The organism is Ensifer aridi, from assembly GCF_002078505.1.
GTDB classification, from domain to species: Bacteria; Pseudomonadota; Alphaproteobacteria; order Rhizobiales; family Rhizobiaceae; genus Sinorhizobium; species Sinorhizobium aridi.
The window spans coordinates 77,804-101,361 of sequence record NZ_LUAV01000018.1; the positions used below are offsets into that span (position 1 = coordinate 77,804).

The window sequence follows — 23,558 nt, forward strand, 5'->3', positions numbered from 1 at the left end:
GCCTTGGCGTCAGATTGAATAGATGCCGAATTGGCCTGCTGGTTGGCGTGAGCATCTTGAAGAACCCGGCTTGCTCATATGCAAGACGATTGTCTCACAATGCGCTATTGTAATACTCCATGTCGAAGGAAACTGGGCAGCCGATTTCACCTGCCGCAGTTGACGGGCAGGATCTAGGCGCTCGCGACCTGATTGCGATCGTAACGGAATTCCTACGCGAGTTGCACCCGCAGCAGGCACGCTCGATCGACGTTGCTCCATCGAGCAGAATCGAGCGCGATCTCGGCATCGACAGTCTCGGCCGAACCGAATTGGCTTTGCGGATCGAGCGCGCCTTCCATATGAAGCTACCCGCCCGCGAGATGGCCGAAGCCGAAACCGTGTCCGATCTCGTGCGGGCGCTGGACCGGGCCCGACCGGCGGGCGAACGAAGCACTCCCGGCGGACGCCTAACCGCCGTCCTTCCGACCGTCCCCGCTGCGACCGAGGCACGTACACTGGTCGAGGCGTTGGAGCGGCACGAAGCGCGGCATCCAGAGCGGCTGCACCTTACAGTGCTGGAGGACGAGACCACCACCCTCGGTGCCCTTACCCATGCTGATCTCGGCAGGCGAGCGCGTCGGCTTGCCGGCGCACTCGTCGCTCGCGGTATCGCGCCGGGCGATCGGGTCGCCTTGATGCTCCCGACCGGACTCGATTTCTTTATCGCATTCTTCGCCATCCTCTACGCCGGTGCCATCCCCGTGCCCATCTATCCGCCGACGCGGCTTTCGCAACTCGAAGAGCATGTACGCCGGCAGGCCGGAATCCTCGGCAATGCGGGCGCCTCTCTGCTCATCACCTTGCCCGAAGGACGTCGGCTTGCCGGCTTGCTCAAGGCACTGGTCGACTCGTTGAATTCAGTCGATTGCGTCGCGGAGATGGAGGATTCGGCGGCGGAGCCGGACATCGCCCTTCACCATGGCGACCCCGCCGCAACGGCGCTTATCCAATACACGTCCGGCAGCACCGGAGACCCAAAGGGCGTCGTGCTCAGCCATGCCAACCTGCTGGCAAACATTCGCGCGATGGGCGATGCCATGCGCGCAGGCTCGGACGATGTGTTCGTGAGCTGGCTGCCGCTCTACCACGACATGGGCCTGATCGGCGCATGGCTCGGCTGCCTCTACTATGGAGCTCCGCTCTATGCGATGTCGCCTTTGAGCTTCCTCGCGCGGCCGGAAAGCTGGTTGTGGGCGATGCACCATTACCGCGGGACGCTGTCGGCCTCTCCGAATTTCGGATTCGAGATCTGCCTGAACAAGATCACGGATGCCACCATCGAGGGGCTCGACCTCGGTTCGGTGCGCATGATCGCCAATGGAGCCGAGCCGGTGCGCGCTGGTACGCTCCGCCGGTTCAGCGAGCGTTTCGGTCGTTTCGGCTTGGCCGTGGAGGCAGTGGCTCCGGTGTATGGACTTGCGGAGTGTTCCGTCGGCCTTGCTTTTCCGCCCCTCTCACGGTTACCACTCATCGATCGGGTGGATCGCGAGGCGCTGAGCACGCGCGGCATCGCCGAAATTGCGCGTGCGGATAGTCCGGCACTCGAAATCGTCGCCTGCGGCCAACCACTGCCGGGGCACGAAATCCGCATCGTCGATGAAGCGGGCCGCGAACTTGGTGAGCGGCGGGAGGGTCGGCTGGAATTTCGCGGCCCCTCCGTGACGGCGGGCTATTTCAACAACGAAGAGAAGACACGCGCGCTCTTTCATGATAGCTGGCTCGACAGCGGCGACCGCGCCTATATGGCCGGCGGCGACGTCTTTATCACGGGCCGCGTCAAGGACATCATCATCCGCGCCGGTCGTCACCTTTATCCTCAGGAGATCGAGGAGGCGGTGGCTGCCATACCCGGAATCCGAAAGGGAGGCGTGGCCGTCTTCGGCACGGCCGACCGTGCCGCTGGCACGGAGCGGGTGGTCGTTGTCGCGGAAACGGCCGAGACGGACACGCATGCGCGCGCAGCGATCGAGGAGCGCGTGGTCGCGGCCTCCGCCGACATTGCCGGCAGTCCGGCCGACGAGGTGCTCCTGGTGCCGCCGCGATCGGTGCCGAAGACGTCGAGCGGCAAGCTCCGGCGTGGCACTGCGAAGGCTCTCTTCGAGAGCGATCGTATCGGAACCGCCCGGCGGGCATTTTCAGTGCAATTGTCCGGATTGCTGCTGCTCGGTGTCGGCACGCAGATCCGGCGCTTCGCGCGGCTTGCCCGGGATACGCTCTATGCCGCCTGGTGGTGGGCCGTTCTTGGCGTGGCGATATCATTCGGATCACTCGCGGTGCTCTTGATCCCGAGTCTCTCCTGGCGCTGGCGCGCCGTCAGGAGGATCGCGCGCGGCGCACTTGCCGCCATGGGCATCCCGGTTGAGACCGCCGGCATCAATCGCATCCCGAAAGAGGGCGTGATGCTCGCCTTCAATCATGCGAGCTATATGGACGTGCTCGTCCTCGCCGCGATTCTCTCGGGCGAGCCGGCAATCGTGGCCAAAAGGGAGCTTGCCCGCCAATTCCTCACGGGCCCGTTGCTGCGGCGTCTCGGCACCCCCTTCGTTGAGCGCTACGATGTATCCGGCAGCCTGCAGGACGCCAGGGCGTTGACGGACCTGGCGCGCAAAGGCCGGGTTCTCGTCGTTTTCCCAGAGGGCGCATTCACGCGCAGGGCGGGCCTCTCCGGCTTCTATCTCGGCGCCTTCAAGGTGGCCGCGGAGGCGGGTCTCAAGATCGTTCCGGGCGCCATCCGGGGAACGAGGTCCATGCTTCGGGGCGAACAATGGTTTCCGAGACGCGTCCCGCTCAGCATCGAGATCGCCGAGGCGGTCGCGCCGACGGGAACGGATTTCGCAGCCATCCTGCAACTGCGCGACGCCGTGCGCGAGGCGATCCTCAGGCGCTGCGGCGAACCCGATCTCGGCGGTCTGGCAAAGCCCGAGCCGCCTCCCGCCTGAGATCACGATGATTTTAGATCGGGTGGACCTAAAATCATAAACGTCATCGATTCTAACGGGTTCGCGCGGACTGCGGGCGGAAAAACGCGTATATTTTTCCTGATCCCGCGCTAAACATCTGAAATCAGCGCCTGGATTGAAAGCTCGGCGCTGACGGGAGTTCGTAGCGGGAATATTCGCAGGCGGATTCCGGAGGTTGCGTGGTTGGTCGAACGAATGAATGGATGGGGCTTAATCGGTCATCTGACGGTTTCGGTCAGTTTATGGGCCTGACCCTAGGCTCAGCCCACCAAAATAGGGCGGCTCGACGTACCTCGCATGGTAAGAAATTCAGCTAGAGACACCTGGTCCTGATGAGACGATGGTTTTGGATCGCTGCGCTCCTGGTGTTCGCCATGGTGGCTTTCAAGCCCTTGATCTTCCGCGCCGTCGAAGCCCTTCTGGTGATCGAGGACGTCGCCGCAGGCTCTGGGGCGAGCCGCCTGAAGGAGTGGAGGGCGGCCCCCATCCGCGAACAGATCACCTATCGCGTACCAGGGAAAACGAACACCGCGGATGTTTATCGTCCCGGCGGAGGCGAGCATGCACGGGCGACCGTCGTCGTCGTCCCCGGAGTCGTGCGGCTTGGCAAGGACGACCCCCGCATCGTAGCGTTCGCGGAGACCATGGCGAGATCGCGATTCATGGTGTTCGTGCCGGACCTGAAAAGCCTCCGTGAACTGTCGATCCGGTCTGAGGATGTTGATGAGCTCAGCGCGCTCACTTGGCACATCGCCTCGAAGGAGACCGCTGGCGCCGAGAAGAGCGTCGGGATCGTCGCCTTTTCCTATGCTGCAGGGCCGGCCATCCTGGCGGCGATGAACCCACAGACGCGGAGGCTCGTCCGTTTCGTTTATGCCATCGGCACCTACTACGACATCATTTCCCTCGGCACCTATTTGACGACAGGCTATTTTCGCGAAGGCCCCGATCAGGGCTGGCAGAGACGAACGCCGAGCTCCTATGCCACCTGGGTCTTCGTCCACAGCAGCGCAGCGTGGCTGAAGGACCCCGCGGATCGGCGGATTCTCAAAGCGATGTCAGAGACAAAGCTTGCGGACCCCGACGCTGATGTGAGAGGTATGGCCGCGCAGCTTGGGCCAGAGGGTCAAGCGGTACATCGGCTGCTTCTCAATAGGGATCCGGAGAAGACGCCGCTGCTCGTCTCCGAACTGCCGGCGTCAGTACTCGCCGAGTTCCATCGCCTTGATCTGCGGTCACGGAATATGGCCGATCTCCAGGCCACTCTCATCCTCGTTCACGGCCGGGATGATACGCTGATCCCCTATTCGGAGAGCATCAGGTTGGCGGCCGCGGCTGACACGGACAGGACGCATCTTTTCGTCATTCGAAGTCTCGCTCATGTCGAGCTTGGCTCCAGCGGCGTTGTTGATCTGTGGATGCTATCGAGGGTCTCCTATCTGCTGCTTACCGAGCGCGACGCAATGCCCCCACCGGTGGGTAATCGGCTAATCAAGTAGCCGAGTTGGTGGCAAGCGACCCACAATCCCCAGAACCGCCGTGAGAGGATAGTGCGTGCTTCCTTAAGAGGGGGCGGGTATAGCAGGCTGCCGATGTTCAACGTCACGTGATCCGCGCGACGGAACGCGGCTATGAGGCATGGTGCGCGCCGTTAGCGGGGTGGCTCGCTACTCGTGGACGTGACAAACTCCTAGCCCCAATCAGTCAAGAAAGCGCTTCGCGATTGAACCCGTGCTCCTGCGCCAGGGTAAGTTAGCGTTCGGCCTTTGCCACATTGCCGAGCTCCAGATTAAGCGTTGGAAATCTATCTTAACATGGAAAAGATCTTTGCGGTTCGCTCCTCTCCCGAGTCTTCATGAGCGCTCGCTATAAAACCGGACAGCGAGTTCCGGTGGATTTGCGCCGGGACGAGCAACGGCACCGCCAGATGCTCAAGTCGGTCGAGCACAGATCTCGACTGCCTTCTCGCCGGCTGGTGCACCTCCCAGTATTCAAGTCTTGAAACTCGCGCGGCCTCGGGTGACTGGACGGAGCTTATTATGAGACGGTTTGCGTCCAACGTTCCTCTCTCGTCCTGCATACGCGTCCGTTCGGATCTTGATACCGCCCTGCTGGCATGCGCAGCCGGTGATGAAGATGGATTAAAGACGATTTACGATCAGGAAGCGACGCGGCTGTTGGGAATGGCTTACCGCATCGTTGGCGAGCGTGATCTGGCTGAGGATGTCCTCCAGGACGCCTTCCTTCAGATTTGGCAGTACGCCTCGAGTTTCGACGCGAACCGCGGGTCAGCCCGCGGGTGGATTTACTGCGTCGTACGTAACTGCGCAATAACAGTGCGGTTGGCGAGGCTTCACGAAGTCGCAATAGAGGACCGAATTTTGCTGGCGATGTTCGACGGAAATGCTGTTCAAGTTTCGCGCCTCCCGGAGAATTGTGCCTTGCGACGCGGCCTTGAGCAGTTGGACCCCAGGCGGCGTGACAGCCTGATCTTGGCCTATGTGCACGGTTGCACCCATGATGAGATAGCTGAGCGGCTCCGGGTCCCGGTTGGCACGGCGAAGGTTTGGATTCGTCGAAGCCTGATTACCCTACGGGCGCTCTAAACTTGAGGGGAAGCCGGTGATGCAACGATCGCGCAAAAAAGTGAAAACGGCGCAGAGCGAGAGAATGATAGTGATTGTACTCACTGGTGGGACTCAAACAAGATGGCAACGCAGCGGGAGAAAAAAATTATCCTTGCCGGAAAGTACGTCCTTGGCCCGCTTGACTTCTCACGCTCGAGCGAGATGATTTTAAGTTCTGGCCCACCACCTGCATTGATGGCCTCCGGGTTAGCTTATTTATCATTACCGGCGAGCACACCCTCCTCGACTACCTGCTTCGCTCGTTCTACGACAACTCTGTCCTTTATCACCATTAAGCCGGGCAGCTATGGACCTCTCTATCTCAAGGCCTGATGCCATTTGGCGACCGGCTCTCTCCCCTGACCTCTGCGGCGCCGGAATCGCTGCTGCTGAAATTTGTCGCCCATCATCTCTGGGATCCGGTCAGACGCGCCGAAACCCCGACCACGGCATGCCGGCTATGGGGGAAAGCGGCCTGCGGGTGAGCGAGGTCGCTCGCGAAGCATCGGAAATCGAACCGCGCCGCCACGGGACGCGACTTCCTGCGAACGGCATTCCCAAGGAAGTCGCTCCGCTGGTATTTGCCTTTCAACGGAACGCTTGAGCGGCTTGAGAACGAGTTTAAGGAACGCCAGCGCTTCCTGATCGATGCGGCGCATGAGCTCAGAACACCGATCGCCATCATGAAGGCCAAATATTATCTGCCGAAGAACCTGTCGAAGAAACCGGCGCTCGCCGTCGTCCTGCACGGATGCACGCAGATTCCAGCCGATTATGATGTCTGCTCGGGCTGGTCGAAACTGGCCGACAAGCACGCTTCGCACTGCTCTACCCGCAACAGGTGCGGAGCCGACGGTCACCGAAACGGTGGATGGGCACACGCGGAAGATCTGGAAGGACAACAAAGGCCAGGAGCTCGTCACCCTCTACAGCATCGAAGGAATCGGGCATGGGTTGCCGCTCGACGTGGCAAGTGGCTATGAAAAAAGCGGTCCCTACATGCTCGACGTCGGCATATCGTCGACAGCGCGAATGGCCCATTCATGGGGACTGACGCGAAAATTGGTGAGCCCCCGGCGCGAAGCCGTTGCAAATCCATCTTCCGAGCACTCCGCAGTCGCAGGCCATTCATCGTCGGCACAGGGTAAAATCCGGAAAGTCAACGAGGATGCACTTCGATTGACCGGACTGATGCTGAAATAGATTTCCTGAAGCCCAAGCGATGCTTCCATGAGAGGCGCTAACGGTATCATGGAGGGTTCAGCCCGATTTTCTTGCGAGCAGGAGATGCAATCTCCGGAGCCGGGGCTGGCCTCTTATACGATGTTTTGTCGACAGATTTCCGGCCGTTTGTTCTTGTGAACCGGCTTTAAGGCCTCGCCTGCGTTGCGGATTGAAGCTCGCAGGTTGCTCCAAGATCTCGATAGCTAGTATGTCGAGGGGAAGGGGTTGCCTCTGTCAGAAGCTTATACCGACGCCTGGCGCACGGGAACAAAGGCGTATTTGATGCGTTAGTCGCCACTTGAGCACGAGGTGCGCACCGGGGCTATCGCACTGCGCCGGAGTTCTCCTCCTCACTTTCCTGAAGGTGTTGGTTCAATCAACTGCTGCTGCTCATAAGGGGCGTGCTTTCATATGGCGAATGTTGAGGAGTTTCCACTTCCGGGGCGCCCGCTCAGCGAATACGATGCCTTGGTCACCGCAGCGCCCGGCGTGCTTGAGGCGATCCCGGGAGCCGTATATCTGTGCGACCACGAGGGATGGATCGTCCGTTACAATACGGCAGCCGTAGAGCTGTGGGGGAGACGTCCCTCGCTAACTGAGCCACGAGAGCAATTCTGCGGCTCTTACCGCCTGTTCCGAGTTGACGGCTCGTTTCTTCCGCTCGCCGAATGCCCGATGGCGGAGGCGGTCCGGTCTGGCGTTTCCACGCACAATGCCGAAGTTGTGATCGAAAGGCCCGACGGCTCGCGCGTTATGGCCCTCGTCAATATTCGGCCGCTTAGAGATCCTCGGGGGCACATCCAGGGAGCGATCAACTGTTTTCAGGACATTTCAAAGCAAAAGGAGGCTGAGGAGGTAGCCCGCCGCAAGAGCGAAGATCTTGAGGACTTTTTCGAAAACAGCGCAATCGGCCTGCACATCGTTGATGGCGCCGGAATAATCCTGCGGGCCAATAAGGCGGAGCTGGACCTTCTCGGCTACACGGCGGAAGAATATGTCGGGCGACACATCGCGGAGTTTCACGTCGATGCGCCCGTCATCGGCGATATCCTTCAGCGCCTGTCTTGCGGCGAAAAGCTCTATCGCTATCCAGCCCGCCTGCGCGCCAAGAATGGCTCCATCAAGCATGTGGTGATTACTTCCAACAGCCGGTTTGAAGGCGGTAGATTCGTCAATACCCGTTGCTTCACCACCGATGTGACCGAGCTTGTCAAAGCCGAAAACGCACGGCGCGAGAGCGAGCAACGTCTGGCAGCGACCTATCAGGCCGCCACAATCGGGATAGCCGAGGCCGATGCGGAAGGCCGCCTGGTCCGCGTCAACGACGCGTTCTGCACCATGCTCGGCCGCTCGCGCGATGAACTGCTGAAGATGACGTTTTTCGACTATACGCATGAAGAGGATCGTGAGAATGAGGCATACCAGTACGGGCGCCAAGTGCGAGGAGAGATCGAAAGTTACACGGCACGCAAGCGTGTCGTCAGGTCCGATGGGACAACGGTCTATCTCGACGTCTACAGTTCGTCAGTGCGAGATTGCAGCGGCGCGTTCCGTTACGGCGTTCGCGTCCTTCTGGACGTAACGGAAACCAAGAGAATGGATGATCGCCTTCGTGAAAGTGAGCGCCACATGCGCGACTTGCTCGAGGCGCTCCCCGCAGCCGTCTATACCACCGACGCAGACGGCCGCATCACTTTCTTCAACAAGGCGGCCGTGGAGATGGCCGGCCGTACGCCTGCACTTGGCGACAAATGGTGCGTTACCTGGCGGCTCTACAGGCCGGATGGGACCTATTTGCCGCATGATCAATGTCCAATGGCTGTGACGTTGAAGGAAGATCGGCCGGTGCGCGGGGAGGAGGCCATCGCCGAACGGCCCGACGGTACGCGCATCCCCTTCATTCCCTATCCGACACCGTTGCATGATGCGAACGGCAACCTCATCGGCGCGATCAACATGCTGGTGGATATCTCCGACCGAAAAAACGCCGAGGCCTATTCCGAACGGCTCGCCGCCATCGTGAAATATTCGGATGACGCAATCATAAGCAAGGACACGCAGGGCATTATACAGACATGGAATGTAGGGGCCGAACGCCTGTTCGGGTACATGGCGGAGGAAGTGATAGGAAGGCCTATAAACATTCTCATTCCGCCCGATCGCCAGAATGAGGAGCCGGGCATTCTTGACAGGATCCGGCGTGGCGAGCACATCGACCATTACGAAACCGTGCGGGTGCGAAAGGATGGAAGCCTCGTTGACATCTCCTTGACGGTTTCGCCGCTCAAGGACGGTCGCGGCCATGTGGTCGGCGCATCGAAGATCGCCCGCGACATTACCGAGAGGCGCCTTAGCGAGGAACGGCGCCAACTGCTGGTCAATGAGTTGAACCACCGGGTGAAGAACACGCTAGCCACGGTTCAATCGCTTGCCGCGCAAACTTTCCGTGGCGAAGGGGAGGCGGCTGCGCTGAGGCGGTTCGAAAGCCGTATCATCGCCTTGGCAAGGGCTCACGATCTCCTAACGCGGGAGAGTTGGGAGGGCGCGGACTTGCACGCGCTTCTCCGCGACACCATCGCCCCGATGTGCGCTGAACCGCAGCAGCGCCTCGAACTCTCAGGGCCGCCGTTGCGCCTGCGCCCAAAGTTGGCGCTTGCCCTGTCGATGGCCTTTCATGAACTTTGCACCAATGCCGCAAAATACGGGGCGCTGACGACCAGCGACGGGAAGATCAACATCAATTGGCATATAGGCGATCACCTGCGCATACGATGGCAGGAGACTGGCGGTCCGCGGGTCGAACCCCCAACAAGCAGAGGATTTGGCAGCCGCTTACTCGAGCGGGCCTTGACCCGGGAGGTTGGTGGAAAGGTGAATCTGTCGTTTGCGCCGACGGGTGTGATCTTCGAAGTCGAGGCGTCATTGACGTGAAACAGGGCCGGAAAAAACGCCGTTTGGCCGCTTCGCAACTTCACCCGGAGCCGTCGGCTTGACATGCGCAAACTTCGTGTGTTCCTCGTCGAGGATGAGGCCTTGGTAGCGATGCTGATCGAAGACCTTCTGCATGATATGGGGCATGACGTCGGACCTGTTGCATCAAGGATAGAGGACGCGCTGGGTACCGCACGGAACGGGCATTTCGATGTCGCCATTATCGACCTCAATCTAGACGGCCGATCCAGCTATCCGATTGCCGATATACTATTGGAGCGCGGAGTGCCTTTCATTTTCGCGACCGGTTACGGCGCGAGCGGTCTCGATCCAAGGTACTCGGGCACGCCCGTGCTGGTGAAGCCGTTCGCGGCCACGGAGTTGGAGAACATACTGTCGATGCTCCAAGAACGCATTTAGGCGCAGCCGGAGGGGCCCGACGAGCGAGCTGGTTGGCTCAAGGAGGCTGCCGATCTCGTGGTGCGTCATGGCTCCCGGGACGAGTGACAGTTGAAACTGAACGGTCGAACTTCGCTCCGGGTTCAATCGAGCCGTTCACCGTGCTTGTCATCAGTGGCTGCGGCGATCCGAATTTCCCGCCGCTGACCGCCCTTGTCGTGGGGCTGGTGTTGACGCAAATGCGGATCGAAAAATACATCGCAAGCAGAGGGACGGGCTCGTCGCTTAAGTTACTGGAAATCTATGCCCGGGCACGATGCCTACCCGAGGAGTTCAAGCACCTTCGGGAAACGCGGATGACTCCGGATCGGATCGAGATCCGAGTCGTATCTCACCCACCTCTTTGTTTCGTGGGTGGCACCTGGGAGAAGCTCTACCAGCAGGTCGATTGCTCGCTCATGTTCGCCCTCGAGCGAGTAAAAGCAGGCTACGTTGTATTTCGCCAGACGGTCGTCGGGATCGATGGCCAAGGCGCGTCCCGCCCACTCCTTAGCACGATCAAGCTCGCCAAGCGCCGCCAGCCCCACGGCCCCCAAGTAAGCGGGTCTCGGGTTTTCCGGGCGCAGCGTGAGCTCCCGCTCGGCGCGCGCAATACCTTCCCGAGCCGCCAACTTCATTTCCTGCTCGCGCCCGAGCGATCGGAGAACGTTAACGAGCACAAGCAAGGCTTGGTAATCATCAGGCTTGAGCTCTGCGGCGCGCTGGAAAAGCCTGGCCGCTTCGTCCAGCTTCCCTTGGGTGAAGCAGGCGCGGGCATAGAAGTAATAGGCTTCAAACAGATTGGGATCGAGGGCGATCGCCTGATCGAACTCTGCCAGCGCTTCCGAATGTCGTTCGCGAAGCGACAGAGCCAAGCCGCGTGAAGCATGGGCTTCTGCGAGGCCGCTTTCAAGCGCCAGCGCCTTGGCGCTGGTCGCCAGAATGCCGTCGATCGACACATCAGCGTTATAGTGAAGGAAGAGGAAGGAATCGCAGTCTGCAACTCCGGCATAGGCCCGTGCATAAAGCGGGTCGAGTTCGACCGCCATGGCAAACATGCGCTTCGCCAGGAAATAATAGGATTTCGAGTGCCAGTGCAGGAAATGCCGTCCTCTAAGGTAATACGTATAGGCCTCGAAGTTCCCGGTCGGCGCCCGACCGATCACTCTTTTTTCCTCTGGCAGCAGCTTGACCTTCAAGTGGTCTACGATGGTATGGGTGATCTCGTCTTGTAGGGCGAAGATGTCGGTGAGATCACGGTCGTAGCGGTCGGCCCAGAGATGACCGCCGCCCTTGCCCTCGACGAGCTGCGCGGTGACTCGCACACGCGAACCGGCCTTGCGCACGCTTCCTTCCAGGATAAAGCCGACCCTGAGATCCTGGCTGACCTGCTGCACCTTCACCGGCTTGCCCTTGTAGGTGTACGCTGTATTGCGCGCGACGACGAACAGGCCCGAGATCTTCGACAGATCGGTGATGATGTCCTCGGTGATTCCATCGCTAAAGTATTCTTGATCGGGGTCACCGCTTATGTTGTTGAAGGGCAGGACGGCGATGGACGGCTTCTCGATTTCCCAAGGCCCTTCTGGGATTGGATCCGAGTCGATCGCTCCGGATTCCGGAGGAACGTCCAGGGAAATGCTATAGGCGCGCACCGGCCTGTCGATGTTCTTGAGCCTCTGCTCGCCCATGTCCTCAAATCGAAGTTCGAGCCGATTTCCGACGTTATCGCGGACGGCCGCAGAGACCGCGATCCCTCCCGGCTTCGCTATGTTTTCAAGCCGCACCGCCACATTGACGCCGTCCCCGAAGATGTCGTCTCCCTCAACGATAACGTCCCCGAGGTTGATGCCCATACGAAGCTCGATCCGACTTGGCTGCGGCACATCCGCATTGCGCTCTCGCATACCACGCTGGACCATGGCAGCGCAGGTGACCGCATTCACGACGCTTGGAAACTCCGCTAGAAGTCCATCGCCGGTGAGCTTTACAATGCGCCCCTCATACTCCGCGATCTTGGGGTCGATCAGTTCCTTGCGGTGCGATTTCCACGTCGCGAGAGTACCTGCCTCGTCGCGGGCCATAAGGCGGCTGTACGTCACGACGTCTGCGGCGAGAATGGCCATCAAACGTCTGTGCACGATCGGATCGACCATGTGACCACCCATTATTCGCGTCTTGCCACGCTCGGGGTGCCCTAGTCCCAGCCCAATCCAATCATACTCCAAGCGGGTAGTGGATGTCTCATTTTGAAGCGGCCGGGACTGCGGAATTTCCGTTTCGAAATCGACAGCAGCAACTCCTCGACCCACCCTCCAGGCGCGCAGCGAAGCATTTTGGAAACTTCCGGCGGCGAGTGCTGCCGGCTAGCGTAGTCGGAACGTGTATAAGGCGACGCGGCGGTTAGCGCCGCTCGTCCATTTCGGCAAGGTTGCGAACATCGCGTCGGAAATCCTCAAAGGGGTGAAATGCGGGCGTTCTGTTTTGGCGCACTCGAGCGTGATGGCATCCGGAGCTACCGGACGAACGCCCGACTAGGGAACGGCATTTGCCGAAAACCCGATCAAGCGGAAGATCTCGCTCGGAGCATCGGTCGTGATCTGGCGCACTTTCGCTTCCAGGAGGGGATGCAGTATGGCGTCGCTGACCCCAACGCCAGGATTGACAGTCCAGGCGTCGGTCTCAATGCCGAGGTCCAACAGGTGCTTGACCAGCGGGAATCCTTGACTTTCCGCGGCGACGATGGTGTCGAACCGGAGATAGGCAAGGTTTAAGCCCGTTCTGCGCCGCTCGATGTGGCGCAGGAGCCGCTCGGGATTGCGTAGAGCTGGCCGTCGGGACACCGCCAGCATCGGATCGTAGCCGAGGCGGGCTCCGGGAATGGCGGCAACGAGACGGCGTGCATCGTCCAGGTGATGCGAACCGACAACAATGGCATCCCCGAGCCCAGCCACGGCCGCTGCCGCATCCGCCACCGCCGAATCCGGAAGCGCGTGCCCCTCGAGCAGCTTGAGGTCGAGCTGAAGGTTCGCCGATGGCGATCTCTGCAGGCTTCGGAGCGGGGCCACCAGATCGGCTAACGACAGCACCGGCGCATCCGGATCGCGGGTGCCGTCCGCGGCGCGGTGGAAGAGCCCTCTCATCGAAGCGATCGGCAGGCGCGATACGCGGCCGCGTCCGGTGGTCGAGGGACCGAGCGTCGGATCGTGGAGAACCGCAAAGCGGCGATCGGCGGTGGCGAGTATGTCGATCTCGAGACTCGCGCCGAGCTGCCAGCCAAGTGCGAGGTTCGAGCGCTTGAAGGGCGCTTCGGCGAGATGCGTGCGCAGTTTGTGCCACTTGAGCCGAACCGGCCCATAGGGACCCTCAACCGCCGCCGGCGGGTTGGATGCCTGGCTGCTCGCCTCAAGCGCTGCCATCGGCGCGTCCTCCTCTCCGCTTCGAGAAAATGGGCGGCTGCCGCTCGATCTTGTCAATCGGGTGCACGGACATGCGCGCCGGTGATGAGTTTCTGTCGCTGCGTGTCGAACACAAGTGAATTTTCGGGATGGAAATCGATGTTCACCTGTTCGCCCGTCGAGTGTGCGACCGAAGAACCCTGTTCAAGCACGCGGATTGCCCCCATGCCGGTTTCGACGACATAGAGGATCTCACGGCCCATCGGCTCGATCTGCGCGATCCGGCCGGCGAAACCGGTCTCAGCGAATCTCAGGTGCTCCGGCCTCAGGCCGATGGTCAGCGACCCCGAGGCACCCTCGACGGGGAATATTGCGCCGCCGACTGTGACCGTGCCGCCTGCGGCCTCGCCGGCCATGAGGTTGATGGGCGGCGAGCCAATGAAGCCGGCGACAAACAGGCTCGAAGGCCTGAGATAGAGATCGTCCGGTGTCCCGACCTGCTCGATCTGGCCGGCCCGCATGCAGATAATACGGTCGGCCATTGTCGTTGCCTCGATCTGGTCATGGGTGACGAGGACGGTCGTGACGCCGAGCTGCTCCTGTAGCGACTTGATCTCGGTCCGCATGGAAAGGCGAAGCGACGCATCAAGGTTCGAAAGCGGCTCGTCGAGGAGCAATAATTGCGGCTCCTTCACGAGGGCGCGTGCAAGAGCGACGCGCTGCTGCTGGCCGCCGGAAAGCTCGCTGGGACGACGGTCCAAGAGCTCCTCGACCCGGACAAGCTCCGCGGTGGCCTTGACCCGGGCGAGAGCTTGGTCGCGCGACGTTTTCTTGAAGCGTAGCGGAAACAGGATATTGTCGCGCGCGCTCATGTGGGGGTAGAGCGCGTAGGATTGAAACACAATGCCGACATTACGGTCGCGGGCCTCGACCTCATTGACGACGTGGCCGTCAAAGAGGAGCTCGCCGCCGCTCGGAAGATAGATGCCGGCGAGCATGAACAGGCTCGTCGATTTTCCGCAGCCGGAGGGGCCGAGAAGCGCGACGAACTCGCCGTCCTCGATGACGAGGTTCATGTCGGGGATCACTTCGACGGTGCCGAAGCGTTTCACCACGTTACGGAATTCGATCTTCGCCATCGTAGTCAGCCCTTCACGCCGCCGATCGACATCTGCATGAGATAGCGCTGCGCGGCCATGTAGAGGATGAGGCTCGGGACGAGGTAGAAGACGCCGACCGCAGAGACGACGCCATAGTCGACGCCCATGACATCATCGCGCACCCAGTACATGTAGAGGCTCATTGTCCAATTGCTGTTCCGGATCAGGAACGTGAACACGAAAATGTACTCTTCCCAGCCGCGGATGAAGGTGAAGACCGCGATGGCGAGGATGCCGTTCCTCACCTGCGGCAGCACCACGCTCACGAATGCCTGCCGTCGTGAAGCGCCGTCGGTCAACGCGCTCATCTCGATGTCCCACGGCACAGCGTCGAAAAAACCCTTCATGATGAAAATCGCAAAGGGCAGCTCGAAGGCGACAAGCACCAGTATGACGCCGGAAAGTGTATCGAGCAGTCCGATCCAGTAGAGCATCAGGAACATCGGGACGATCAGCGTCAGCACAGGGAAGGCGTGGAGCACCAGGAGCGAGCGCAGCATCGAGGAGCGGCCGGGGAACTGGAAGCGCGACAGGTAGTAAGCCGCCAACGAGGCGACGGTGACAACGATGACTGTCTGCGTGCCGGCGATCAGGATCGAGTTGCCGAAGGCATGCCAGACGTTGGGAAACTGGACCGCGCCTTTGACTTCGCCCACTCGCGACCGCACCACCGAGGCGAAGTCCGGTTCCCACAAGAAGATGAAATTGCCGAGGTGCAGGTCGGGGCCGACCAGGACGGCGAAAGCGAGGGCAGCGACGGCGGCGACTGCGGTAAGGCCGATCCAAAGTTGCCGTCGGCCTTGCGCGAGCGCGGCACTGAGCCAGAAGGCAATGACGGCCGGCACGACCACGGCCATCGAGCGCCACAGAACAGCTGTCTCGGCAACGCCGGTCTTGGCCGAGAAGGCGATCGTGACGAGCCAGAAATAGGGCAGGATGATCGGCAGCGACACGGCGATCAGGAAGGCGTAGAGGACTGTCGCCTTAGTACGCCGGGCGAGACGCGCCCGCGTTGCCAATGCGTCCCAGTCGACCGTCGGCTCGGATGCCGCCGTGGACGCCATGGGGATCGCTTGCGCGGCCATCTCAATGCACCTCTATTCGCGGACGTTGCAGCAGTCGCTCCATATCGAAGAAGCGCCAGCCGATAAGCGCGACGACAACGCCGATGACGATGAGAAAAAGCGCCAGGGCGGCTCCGTAGCCGTATTGGCCGCTCTCGAAGGCGCGGCGATACACGTAAAGCGCGTAGACGGTCGTGTCGTAGAACGGACCGCCCTTGGTGAGGAGGAGGATATATTCGAAACTCACCAGCAGCGAGAGCGTCTGGTAGATCGTCACGAAACTGATCGGCCACCGCAGCGCCGGCAGGGTGATGAATCGGATCGTTGCGAGGGTCCCGGCGCCGTCCACTGCCGCGGCGTGAAACAGGTGCTCGGGGATCCCGCGGATCGCGGCGGTGAAGATGATCATGCCCATCGAAGCGCCGATGAAGCCGTTCGAGATGATGATCAGCGCGATCGGCGCCGAGGTCAAAAGGTCGAGCGGCGCGTCGAGTCCGAACGCCTGCATGAGCACCTGGTTCACGAGGCCGGCTTCGGTGGGGCTGACGGCCCACAGCCAGAGCAGGATGTAAAGGACTGACGGGCTCATCCGCGGCAGCAGCCAGACACCGCGGAAGAAGCTGCCGGAAACATTCCTTATCGCCGTCGTGGTGATGGCGAGGATCAGGCCAAAGGTCACGTTGAAAATCGCCAACGTGCCGAAGACGTAAATGAAGGTGAGCCAGATGACCTGCGACAACCGGCGATCAGTTCGAAAGACCTTCTCGTATTGCTCCGTGGTGAACTCGCTGATGCGGAGCGAACGGCTGAGGTCGGTGAACGACACTGCGACATCGATGATCACGGGGACGGCGAAGAAAAGGACCGTCAGGACGATTGCCGGGCCGAGGAAGATCACAAAGTTCATACGCCTGCGCGCCACCGAACCTGCGTGGCCGCGCCGCTCGATCATGAGTTCGTCCGCTGTAGTCGTCATCATTCAGCTCGTACGGCAGACGTCCAGCAACCCTCGACCAGCGCCGGTCGAGGGCCGCGAGACCGATCGGACCTATTTGACGATCACGTCCTCAAGGGAGGCCGATGCCTCCTCGATGACGAAATCGGCTGCTTGCTGCGCCGACAGCCGTCCCGATTCTATGCCTTGAATTCCGGCATAGATGATGCCGTTGAGCTCGCCAAACTGCGAGTTGTTGGGCAGGAACTTGGTGATCTTGAGCAATTCCGTTGCCCTGGCGAGCGGCCAGGCCTTGGCATAGCGCGGGTCTTCGAGTTGCTCGGGCTTGATGCCGAGATGTGTCGTTGTGACCGCGTGATCGGTGTTGAGGTCGGCCGCCGAAGCGTGGCCAAGCAGGCGGACGGCGAGTTCCGGCTCCTTCGTGTCGGCAGCGATCACATAGACGATCGGATGGGTCAGACTGACCGGCGAGCCGCCCTTCTCTGGTGCCGGCCCCGCGATCCAGCCCCAATCCGCGAAGAAGGCCTTCTCGTCCTGCGGCAGACCATAGGTCGGGAACGCGACACTGCCGAGATCCCAGATGCCGTACATCCAGAATGCGGCATTGCCGCTGTAAAATTCCTTGCGAAGCGCATCGAATTCCATCGCGGTGTTGTTGGCCGGAATGACCCCGTTCTTTACTCCGCGTTCGAACCAACCGAAGGCGGCAGCGAGCTTGTCCCGCTCGAGCAGCAGCTTGCCGGATTGGGGGTCGACGAACTCGTTGCCGTAGGCGTTGAAGACCATGATGTAGTCCGGTCCCTTGTTCGGCCGGTGAAGCACGCCGTATTGTGCTTTGGTCTTGTCGACGACCTTTTTGGCGATGTCGAGCACCTCGTCCATCGTCAGGTCACCCGACAACGTACGCTCCGGCATGGAGTCGACGAAGGCAGCATCGTAGCCGGCCTCGCGCAGGAGCTTCTTGTTGTAGAAGAACATTCTCGCCTCGGCGTCCTGCGGAATGGCGTAGGTGCCGTCGGGACACTTCGCAGATGACCACAGCGACGGAAAGATTGTGCCGAAGTGCTGAGGATACTTGGCGATATAGTCGTCCAGCTTGAGGGCGAAGCCGTCCTCCTGGAAGGCGCAGATCCATTCGTGGGCGGCGATGAACATATCGGGGCCTTCGCCGACGCCGAATACCTTGAGAAGTTGCAGTGCGTCGTCGTCGAAGCCCTTGGCGGGGCTCTCGCGCACGACGACCTCGACGCGCTTGGGGGAACCCTCGGCTTCGAGTTCCTTGTTCAGCCTCTCGGCAGCCTTGACCACATTGCCGGGACGCAGCGGCCCCGACGGATCCTGACGTGACCAGAGCTCGAGCTTCACAGTTTCTTGAGCGAACAACGGCGTTGCCGCAAGGAAGACCACACTGCCGCCTGCCAATGCCGCGCTCAGAAGCGCAGCAGTTCCGAATTTCCAATGAATCATCCTGATTTCCTCCCAGCAGCGACACGTTTTCATCGTGCCGTCATTAATTGTTGCAATGCTGTGCAACACGATTATGAATGCGCTTCGGGGAATGTCCAGCGGAGTCGTTCTGGTGTCGGATACGAGAGACAGCAGTCAGGGCCGATTCGTGAGCGCCCAGGCGGTCGCCGAGCGTGCGGGCGTCTCCCGCTCGGCGGTTTCGCGGGCCTTCACCCCGGGTGCAAGCATCGCACCGGCAACGCTTGCGCGGGTGCAGGAGGCCGCCGCTGCACTGGGATATCAGGTCAACGATCTCGCCCGCGGGCTTCTCGCCAATCGAAGCCGGCTGGTCGGACTGGTGACCTCCGACGCCGATTCTCCATTCCGGGCCCAGATGATCGCAGCCCTCTCGCAGGCTTTGCTCGAGCGCGCCAATGTGCCGGTGATCATCAGCATCGGGCCCACCGCGGAGGACGTGGCAAATGCCAGCCGGCAGTTGCTGCGCTACCGGGCGGAGGCGACGGTCTTCCTCTCGGGCTCGCCGCCCGCCAGTCTTGTCGAGCTCACGCGGCGCAACGGCCAGCCGCTGATCCTGGTGAACCGGGGCGAGACCGGCCTAGACAGCGTCCATTGCGACGACAGAGATGGCGCGCAGCAGGCGTTCGAGGCTCTGCGCATGGCAGGAGCCTCCCGTTTCGCCGTGGTCAACCGGGCGAACCCGAGCCCGTGCCTCGCCGTCCGCGAGCGTTCCTTTGCCGAGATTGCCGCGGCTTCTGGGTTCGAAGCGAAGATTGTCCGGGCGGGCCTTGCCGACTATGATGGCGGGCAAGAGGCGGCGCGTCAGCTGCTGGGGAGCGGCCCCGCGCCCGACGCGGTCTTCTGCGTGAACGACCTCATGGCGTTCGGCGCGCTTGATCACTTTCGTGGCGTTGGCTTGCGCGTGCCTGCCGACGTTTCCGTCATTGGTTTCGATGATGTGCCCGTTGCCGCTTGGTCCTCCTACCGTCTGACCACGCTACGGCAGGATCCAGGGCGGATTGCCCGGGACGTGGTATCGATTCTCGACCGACGTCTCGGCGATCCCGACTCGCCGCCGATTTCCGTCGACGTCCCGGTCCGACTCGTTGTTCGCGAAACGGTCAGAGCGCGTCGGTAGAGCGGGACGCTCTTACGGTGGAGGATCATTCGAATGGCCTTCAGCTTCCTTGCCCGCGAAACGGGACGCGTTCATATCTGTGGCCACCGCGGCTATAGCCTCCGTTACCCTGAGAATACGTTGCCGGCATTCGAAGCGGCAAAAGCTGCAGGGGCCACCACTGTCGAGATCGACGCCGTGCTGACCGCCGACGGTGAGCCGATCATTTTGCACGACCTGACTGTCGACAGGACGACAAATGGACACGGCTTTGCGGCAGACCTCAGCCTCGAGCAGATCCGTGGGTTGGACGCGGGGGTCCGGTTTCATCCCGCCTTCGCTGGAACGGTCGTACCGACCGTCGCGGAGGCGCTCGATTGGGCGAGGGCGGAGGACATGGGTATCGTGCTCGAGATCAAGGAGGCCGAGCGACCGGACATGGCCGTTGATCAGGTGGCGGCCCTGCTGCGATCCACGGGCACTCTCGATCGGGCCATTGTCATCAGCTTCGACCACGTCTTGTTGAAGCGTGCGGTCGAGCGCCATCCGCGCCTCAGGACCGAAGCCATCACCCACGCTCGCCACGCCGATCTTGTTGGCGTGTTGAAGGCGTGCAGTGCGAGCTCGGTCTCGATCGAGCTCGACATGTTCCATCCCGACGATGCGAAGACGCTGCATGAAGCAGGCTTCAGCAACCGCTTACACGTGCCTCGCCCGGACGTGCTCGCCGAGTGTTGGCGTGGCGGACGCGATCGTTTGCCGGAGCTTGTCCAATGGATCGCCGACGGACTCATCGATACGATCTCTGGTGACGACGTGCCATTCATCGCCATGCTGGTCAAGCACGCCGGCCGCGGCGGCTGAGGCGCGCCCCTCTTAGCCATTCGACTTGCCCATGGTTATGTATACAATCCAGTTGCGGTCGAGTTCTTTTCGGCGAGAATAGTGGCGGCGTTTCCACGGTGGGTGCGCGGCTCTCGCTGCGGCGCCGGGATTGGTCGACGCGCTGAAATATGCTGCAATGGGCAGCTCGAATGAGGGACCGCCGAAGCTCGATGAAGGCCGTCTTCGTTCTCTTTGATTCGCTCAACCGTCACGTGCTCGCTCCATACGGGGGCGAGCGGGTGCCGACGCCCAATTTCTCGCGGCTGGCCGAGCACACCGCAACGTTCGAACGCCACTATGTCGGGAGCCTCCCCTGCATGCCGGCGCGCCGCGACCTGCAGACCGGGCGGCTCAGCTTTCTCCACAGAAGCTGGGGGCCGCTCGAGCCGTTCGACAATTCCTTTCCCGAGCTGTTGCACCGGGGCGGCTCGTACAGCCATCTCGTCACCGACCACTTCCACTATTTCGAGGACGGCGGCGCGACCTATCACACCCGCTATGACAGTTACGACTTCATCCGCGGGCAGGAGGGCGACCCATGGAAAGCCATGGTGCAGCCACCATGGGAGCGCCTGCGCCAGATGTATCATGAGCGGCAATTCAGCCAGTCGGCACGCGACAAGTTTCGCCGCAATATCATCAACCGCGAGTTCATCAAGGACGAGGGCGACTTCCCGTCGGTGCGCTGCTTCGCCGCCGGACTGGCATTCCTCGAGCGGAACCGCACCGCGGAAAACTGGTTCCTCCAGATCGAGACCTTCGACCCGCATGAACCCTTCACCGCGCCCGAGCGGTTTCGTGAGGAATTCAGAACGGGCTGGAACGGTCCGGTTCGCGACTGGCCACGCTACGGCCGCGTCGATGAGCTGCCGGAAGAGTGCGAGGAACTGCGCGCCAACTACTACGCTGTCGTCGCGCTTTGCGATTTCCTCATAGGGCAGCTTCTCGATTACTTCGATGAGCACGACCTTTGGCGCGACACCGCGCTCGTCGTCACCACCGATCACGGCTTTCTTCTCGGCGAGCACGATTTCTGGGCGAAGAACCGGATGAACATGTATGAGGAGGTCGTGCACATCCCGCTCTTCCTGCATGATCCGCGCCGGCCGGCAAGTGCGGGCGTCCGCCGGTCGGCTCTGACCCAGACCATCGATCTCGCGCCGACATTCCTCGATCTATTCAACGTGCGGACCGCTGCCGAGATGCAGGGGCATTCGCTCCTGCCGCTGCTTGACGCCGATCGCTCGCCGCGGGAGGGCGCACTGTTCGGCTATTTCGGCGGTGCGATCAACGTCACGGACGGACGCTATACGTATCATCGTTTCCCGCCCGACCCTCGCTCCCAGGAGCTTTATCAATACACATTGATGCCGACGCATATCTGGGAGCCGTTCACGCCGGAGGAACTCGCCGGAGCCTCGCTTGCACAGCCGATGCCCTTCACGAAGGGAACGCCGGTCCTGAAGATACCAGTGATCGACCGGTCGCCGATGTTCGACAACTATGGTCCCGGTGCGCTCCTTGAGAGTGAGACCCGGCTCTATAATCTCGCCGATGATCCGGGGCAGAATACGCCTCTCGCTTCCCCGGAGATCGAGGAGGCAATGACCCGCCTCATGCAGAAACTCATGCGCGCGAATGACGCTCCGCCCGAAGCTTACACACGTATCGGGATCGAGGCCGAATAATGCAGCAGACCGGAGCAACTATTGTCCGAGTGGCGTTCTCGTTATGTGCTTCGAAAGTCGCATAGTGTATCGACTGGAACACTCAGCCGAGCGGGGCAGGGCTCTGGCCGCCCTTCCGGAGCAGTTTTCAGATATGTCCTCTCGTTACCGGATTCCACACCGTCGCCGGAAGAATTTACCTGGCGCTCACGATAGCGCCCCGCCTTAGCTTCATTTACGATACCAAGGGCGTTCACCCCAACGATATCGAGAGCGCACCGCGCCTATACGGAGTTCGAAAATTGAGCGTCGCCTTCACCAAGGAAGAAAGTGCCGAAACGGCTTCGGAAACCCTGTTGCCTGACCGCCCCGTCTCGCCGCATCCGAACCTTGTAACGGAAGCGGGATTGAAGGCCCTGGAATTGCAGCTCCACCATGCGCGCCAGGCCTACGACGCTACCAGCACAATCGAGGACGTGAATGAACGACGGCGGCAAGCAGCAAGCCCACTGCGCGATCTGCGCTATTTTGCGGAACGCATTCGCACGGCCCAGGTTGTCCCCGACCCGCCTTCAATTGACACCGTTGCCTTCGGGAGCACGGTGACCTTCAGCCGTGACGATGGACGGGTGCAGAAATACCGCATTGTGGGAGAGGATGAAGCGGATCCCAAGGGCGGAACTATTTCCTACGTGTCCCCGGTCGCAGGGAAGCTGATAGGCAAAGCCGTTGGGGACGTTGTGAGCGTAGGCGATCAAGAGCTCGAAATTATCGCCATCGAGTAGAGTGGGGATCTGCAAGAGGCGGCACGTCGCCTCATGCCGCGGCCGGCGCTTCCGCATTCCGCCAGTCAACAGCAGACGTGCGTCTTGAACAAAACCGGCTCGCCCATGAGCGACGAAAAAAGCCCCGCAAGAATGGCGGGGCAAGTCCCGCCTCCGGTTGCCTTCGTTGGAAGCGGGGACGTAGCCTAGAGATGCAGCTACGCAGAGACGCTGTCTGCGGTTTGATCAGAGAGGAAGGTCTGGTTCCGCGTTTCCGGTACGCCTCTTTAAAAAATATCGGCAAGGGTACACGCTTTTCAGTTCTCGCCATCACGTACAATCTTCAACGTCCTGATCACATCAGCGGCATCGACGAGGGGCATCTCTTCCGCGGAAAGGTCGCGAGCGCGCTCAGAGGCTACGCGGGGGTCGATCAGAACGTCCTTGGCGCTGTGGCTACCAGCAACACCAGTCTGCCTCCAAAATGAAGAAGACCTCGGCCTGAGCTCCTTGTGCTACTTCGTCTTGCCGGCAACCGCCGAAACATAGAGCGCCACGGCGTCGACCTGTTCTTCCCTCAAGGTCTCGTTGGCAGGCATGGGCCCGATCCCGTTGACGATGGCTGTCTTGACCCGCGCGGCGTCGGGCTTCATGTCGTCGAGGCTCGGGCCGATTTTGCCGGTCGTTCCGGCGTCCGCAAGCGTGTGACAAAGTCCGCATCGCGGCTCGGAGATCTCGAGAAAGACTTTTCTCCCCAGGTCGAGCCTGGCCTCGTCGCCGGAGGCGGGCGTTATGGCCAGACCGACGATGAAGGCGGCCAAACGGGCGGCCAATGAGATCATGAGTTTTTTCCGAATCGAAA

General features: G+C 61.1%; 16 protein-coding genes and 1 pseudogene. 10 read left to right on the forward strand and 7 right to left on the reverse strand.

All coding sequences use genetic code 11. The features are described from left to right. Positions 1-119: 119 nt before the first annotated feature. From AYK65_RS17545 to AYK65_RS17570, 6 genes and pseudogenes are all read left to right on the forward strand, one after another. Positions 120-2,981: an AMP-binding protein gene (locus AYK65_RS17545; protein ID WP_081159153.1), complete on the forward strand. Its 2,862-nt coding sequence runs from the start codon at positions 120-122 to the stop codon at positions 2,979-2,981. Between the two features lie 353 nt (positions 2,982-3,334). Further along, positions 3,335-4,501, forward strand: a complete 1,167-nt coding sequence (locus AYK65_RS17550; RefSeq protein ID WP_081159154.1) for an alpha/beta hydrolase family protein — start codon at positions 3,335-3,337, stop codon at positions 4,499-4,501. Between the two features lie 684 nt (positions 4,502-5,185). Next, positions 5,186-5,608 (forward strand): sigma-70 family RNA polymerase sigma factor, encoded by a 423-nt coding sequence (locus AYK65_RS17555; protein ID WP_244560002.1) that lies wholly within the window; start codon positions 5,186-5,188, stop codon positions 5,606-5,608. A 502-nt stretch (positions 5,609-6,110) separates the two neighbouring features. Then, positions 6,111-6,324 (forward strand): annotated as a pseudogene (locus AYK65_RS33860) (sensor histidine kinase); the annotation flags it as partial. A 940-nt stretch (positions 6,325-7,264) separates the two neighbouring features. After that, on the forward strand, positions 7,265-9,784 hold the full coding sequence (locus tag AYK65_RS17565) for a PAS domain S-box protein (RefSeq protein WP_081159158.1): 2,520 nt from the start codon (positions 7,265-7,267) through the stop codon (positions 9,782-9,784). A 63-nt stretch (positions 9,785-9,847) separates the two neighbouring features. Next, a complete protein-coding gene (locus AYK65_RS17570; protein ID WP_046117119.1) occupies positions 9,848-10,204 on the forward strand; it encodes a response regulator in 357 nt (118 codons plus the stop codon). Between the two features lie 299 nt (positions 10,205-10,503). On the opposite strand, the gene AYK65_RS17575 is transcribed toward AYK65_RS17570, so the two are convergent. From AYK65_RS17575 to AYK65_RS17600, 6 genes are all read right to left on the reverse strand, one after another. After that, positions 10,504-12,378, reverse strand: coding sequence for an adenylate/guanylate cyclase domain-containing protein (locus AYK65_RS17575; RefSeq protein ID WP_081159160.1), 1,875 nt, complete (start codon positions 12,376-12,378; stop codon positions 10,504-10,506). A 378-nt stretch (positions 12,379-12,756) separates the two neighbouring features. Then, positions 12,757-13,641 (reverse strand): glycerophosphodiester phosphodiesterase, encoded by an 885-nt coding sequence (locus AYK65_RS17580; protein ID WP_081159162.1) that lies wholly within the window; start codon positions 13,639-13,641, stop codon positions 12,757-12,759. Between the two features lie 53 nt (positions 13,642-13,694). Next, complete coding sequence (locus AYK65_RS17585) at positions 13,695-14,759, reverse strand: ABC transporter ATP-binding protein (RefSeq protein WP_081159164.1); 1,065 nt, start codon at positions 14,757-14,759, stop codon at positions 13,695-13,697. Between the two features lie 5 nt (positions 14,760-14,764). Beyond that, positions 14,765-15,865: a carbohydrate ABC transporter permease gene (locus tag AYK65_RS17590; RefSeq protein ID WP_081159166.1), complete on the reverse strand. Its 1,101-nt coding sequence runs from the start codon at positions 15,863-15,865 to the stop codon at positions 14,765-14,767. Between the two features lies 1 nt (position 15,866). Beyond that, the gene (locus AYK65_RS17595) at positions 15,867-16,820 is read right to left on the reverse strand and encodes a carbohydrate ABC transporter permease (protein ID WP_081159248.1); all 954 of its coding nucleotides are present in this window, start codon (positions 16,818-16,820) and stop codon (positions 15,867-15,869) included. A 72-nt stretch (positions 16,821-16,892) separates the two neighbouring features. After that, entirely contained in the window at positions 16,893-18,266 is a 1,374-nt protein-coding gene (locus AYK65_RS17600; protein WP_081159168.1) for an ABC transporter substrate-binding protein, read from the reverse strand. Positions 18,267-18,378: 112 nt separating this feature from the next. Here AYK65_RS17600 and AYK65_RS17605 point away from each other — a divergent pair, with 112 nt between their 5' ends. The 4 genes from AYK65_RS17605 to greA all read left to right on the forward strand — a co-directional run bounded on the left by AYK65_RS17605 (position 18,379) and on the right by greA (position 22,717). Then, on the forward strand, positions 18,379-19,401 hold the full coding sequence (locus AYK65_RS17605) for a LacI family DNA-binding transcriptional regulator (protein ID WP_244559995.1): 1,023 nt from the start codon (positions 18,379-18,381) through the stop codon (positions 19,399-19,401). A gap of 33 nt (positions 19,402-19,434) precedes the next feature. Beyond that, positions 19,435-20,244, forward strand: coding sequence for a glycerophosphodiester phosphodiesterase (locus AYK65_RS17610; RefSeq protein WP_046117114.1), 810 nt, complete (start codon positions 19,435-19,437; stop codon positions 20,242-20,244). Positions 20,245-20,435: 191 nt separating this feature from the next. Then, on the forward strand, positions 20,436-21,953 hold the full coding sequence (locus tag AYK65_RS17615; RefSeq protein ID WP_081159250.1) for a sulfatase family protein: 1,518 nt from the start codon (positions 20,436-20,438) through the stop codon (positions 21,951-21,953). A gap of 281 nt (positions 21,954-22,234) precedes the next feature. After that, positions 22,235-22,717, forward strand: a complete 483-nt coding sequence (gene greA / locus AYK65_RS17620) for a transcription elongation factor GreA (protein WP_046117112.1) — start codon at positions 22,235-22,237, stop codon at positions 22,715-22,717. Positions 22,718-23,211: 494 nt separating this feature from the next. Here greA and sorU read toward each other — a convergent pair whose 3' ends face one another. Further along, a complete protein-coding gene (sorU, locus tag AYK65_RS17630; RefSeq protein ID WP_046117111.1) occupies positions 23,212-23,538 on the reverse strand; it encodes a SorU family sulfite dehydrogenase c-type cytochrome subunit in 327 nt (108 codons plus the stop codon). Positions 23,539-23,558: the final 20 nt, after the last annotated feature.

Coding starts and splice junctions, on each gene's coding strand:
- AYK65_RS17595 (WP_081159248.1), bottom strand. CDS start 16,820: ATGACGACTACAGCGGACGAACTCATGATCGAGCGGCGCGGCCACGCA.
- sorU (WP_046117111.1), bottom strand. CDS start 23,538: ATGATCTCATTGGCCGCCCGTTTGGCCGCCTTCATCGTCGGTCTGGCC.
- AYK65_RS17580 (WP_081159162.1), bottom strand. CDS start 13,641: ATGGCAGCGCTTGAGGCGAGCAGCCAGGCATCCAACCCGCCGGCGGCG.
- AYK65_RS17570 (WP_046117119.1), top strand. CDS start 9,848: ATGCGCAAACTTCGTGTGTTCCTCGTCGAGGATGAGGCCTTGGTAGCG.
- AYK65_RS17610 (WP_046117114.1), top strand. CDS start 19,435: ATGGCCTTCAGCTTCCTTGCCCGCGAAACGGGACGCGTTCATATCTGT.
- AYK65_RS17585 (WP_081159164.1), bottom strand. CDS start 14,759: ATGGCGAAGATCGAATTCCGTAACGTGGTGAAACGCTTCGGCACCGTC.
- AYK65_RS17550 (WP_081159154.1), top strand. CDS start 3,335: ATGAGACGATGGTTTTGGATCGCTGCGCTCCTGGTGTTCGCCATGGTG.
- AYK65_RS17545 (WP_081159153.1), top strand. CDS start 120: ATGTCGAAGGAAACTGGGCAGCCGATTTCACCTGCCGCAGTTGACGGG.
- AYK65_RS17555 (WP_244560002.1), top strand. CDS start 5,186: ATGGCTTACCGCATCGTTGGCGAGCGTGATCTGGCTGAGGATGTCCTC.
- AYK65_RS17575 (WP_081159160.1), bottom strand. CDS start 12,378: ATGGTCGATCCGATCGTGCACAGACGTTTGATGGCCATTCTCGCCGCA.
- AYK65_RS17565 (WP_081159158.1), top strand. CDS start 7,265: ATGGCGAATGTTGAGGAGTTTCCACTTCCGGGGCGCCCGCTCAGCGAA.
- AYK65_RS17590 (WP_081159166.1), bottom strand. CDS start 15,865: ATGGCCGCGCAAGCGATCCCCATGGCGTCCACGGCGGCATCCGAGCCG.
- AYK65_RS17600 (WP_081159168.1), bottom strand. CDS start 18,266: ATGATTCATTGGAAATTCGGAACTGCTGCGCTTCTGAGCGCGGCATTG.
- AYK65_RS17615 (WP_081159250.1), top strand. CDS start 20,436: ATGAAGGCCGTCTTCGTTCTCTTTGATTCGCTCAACCGTCACGTGCTC.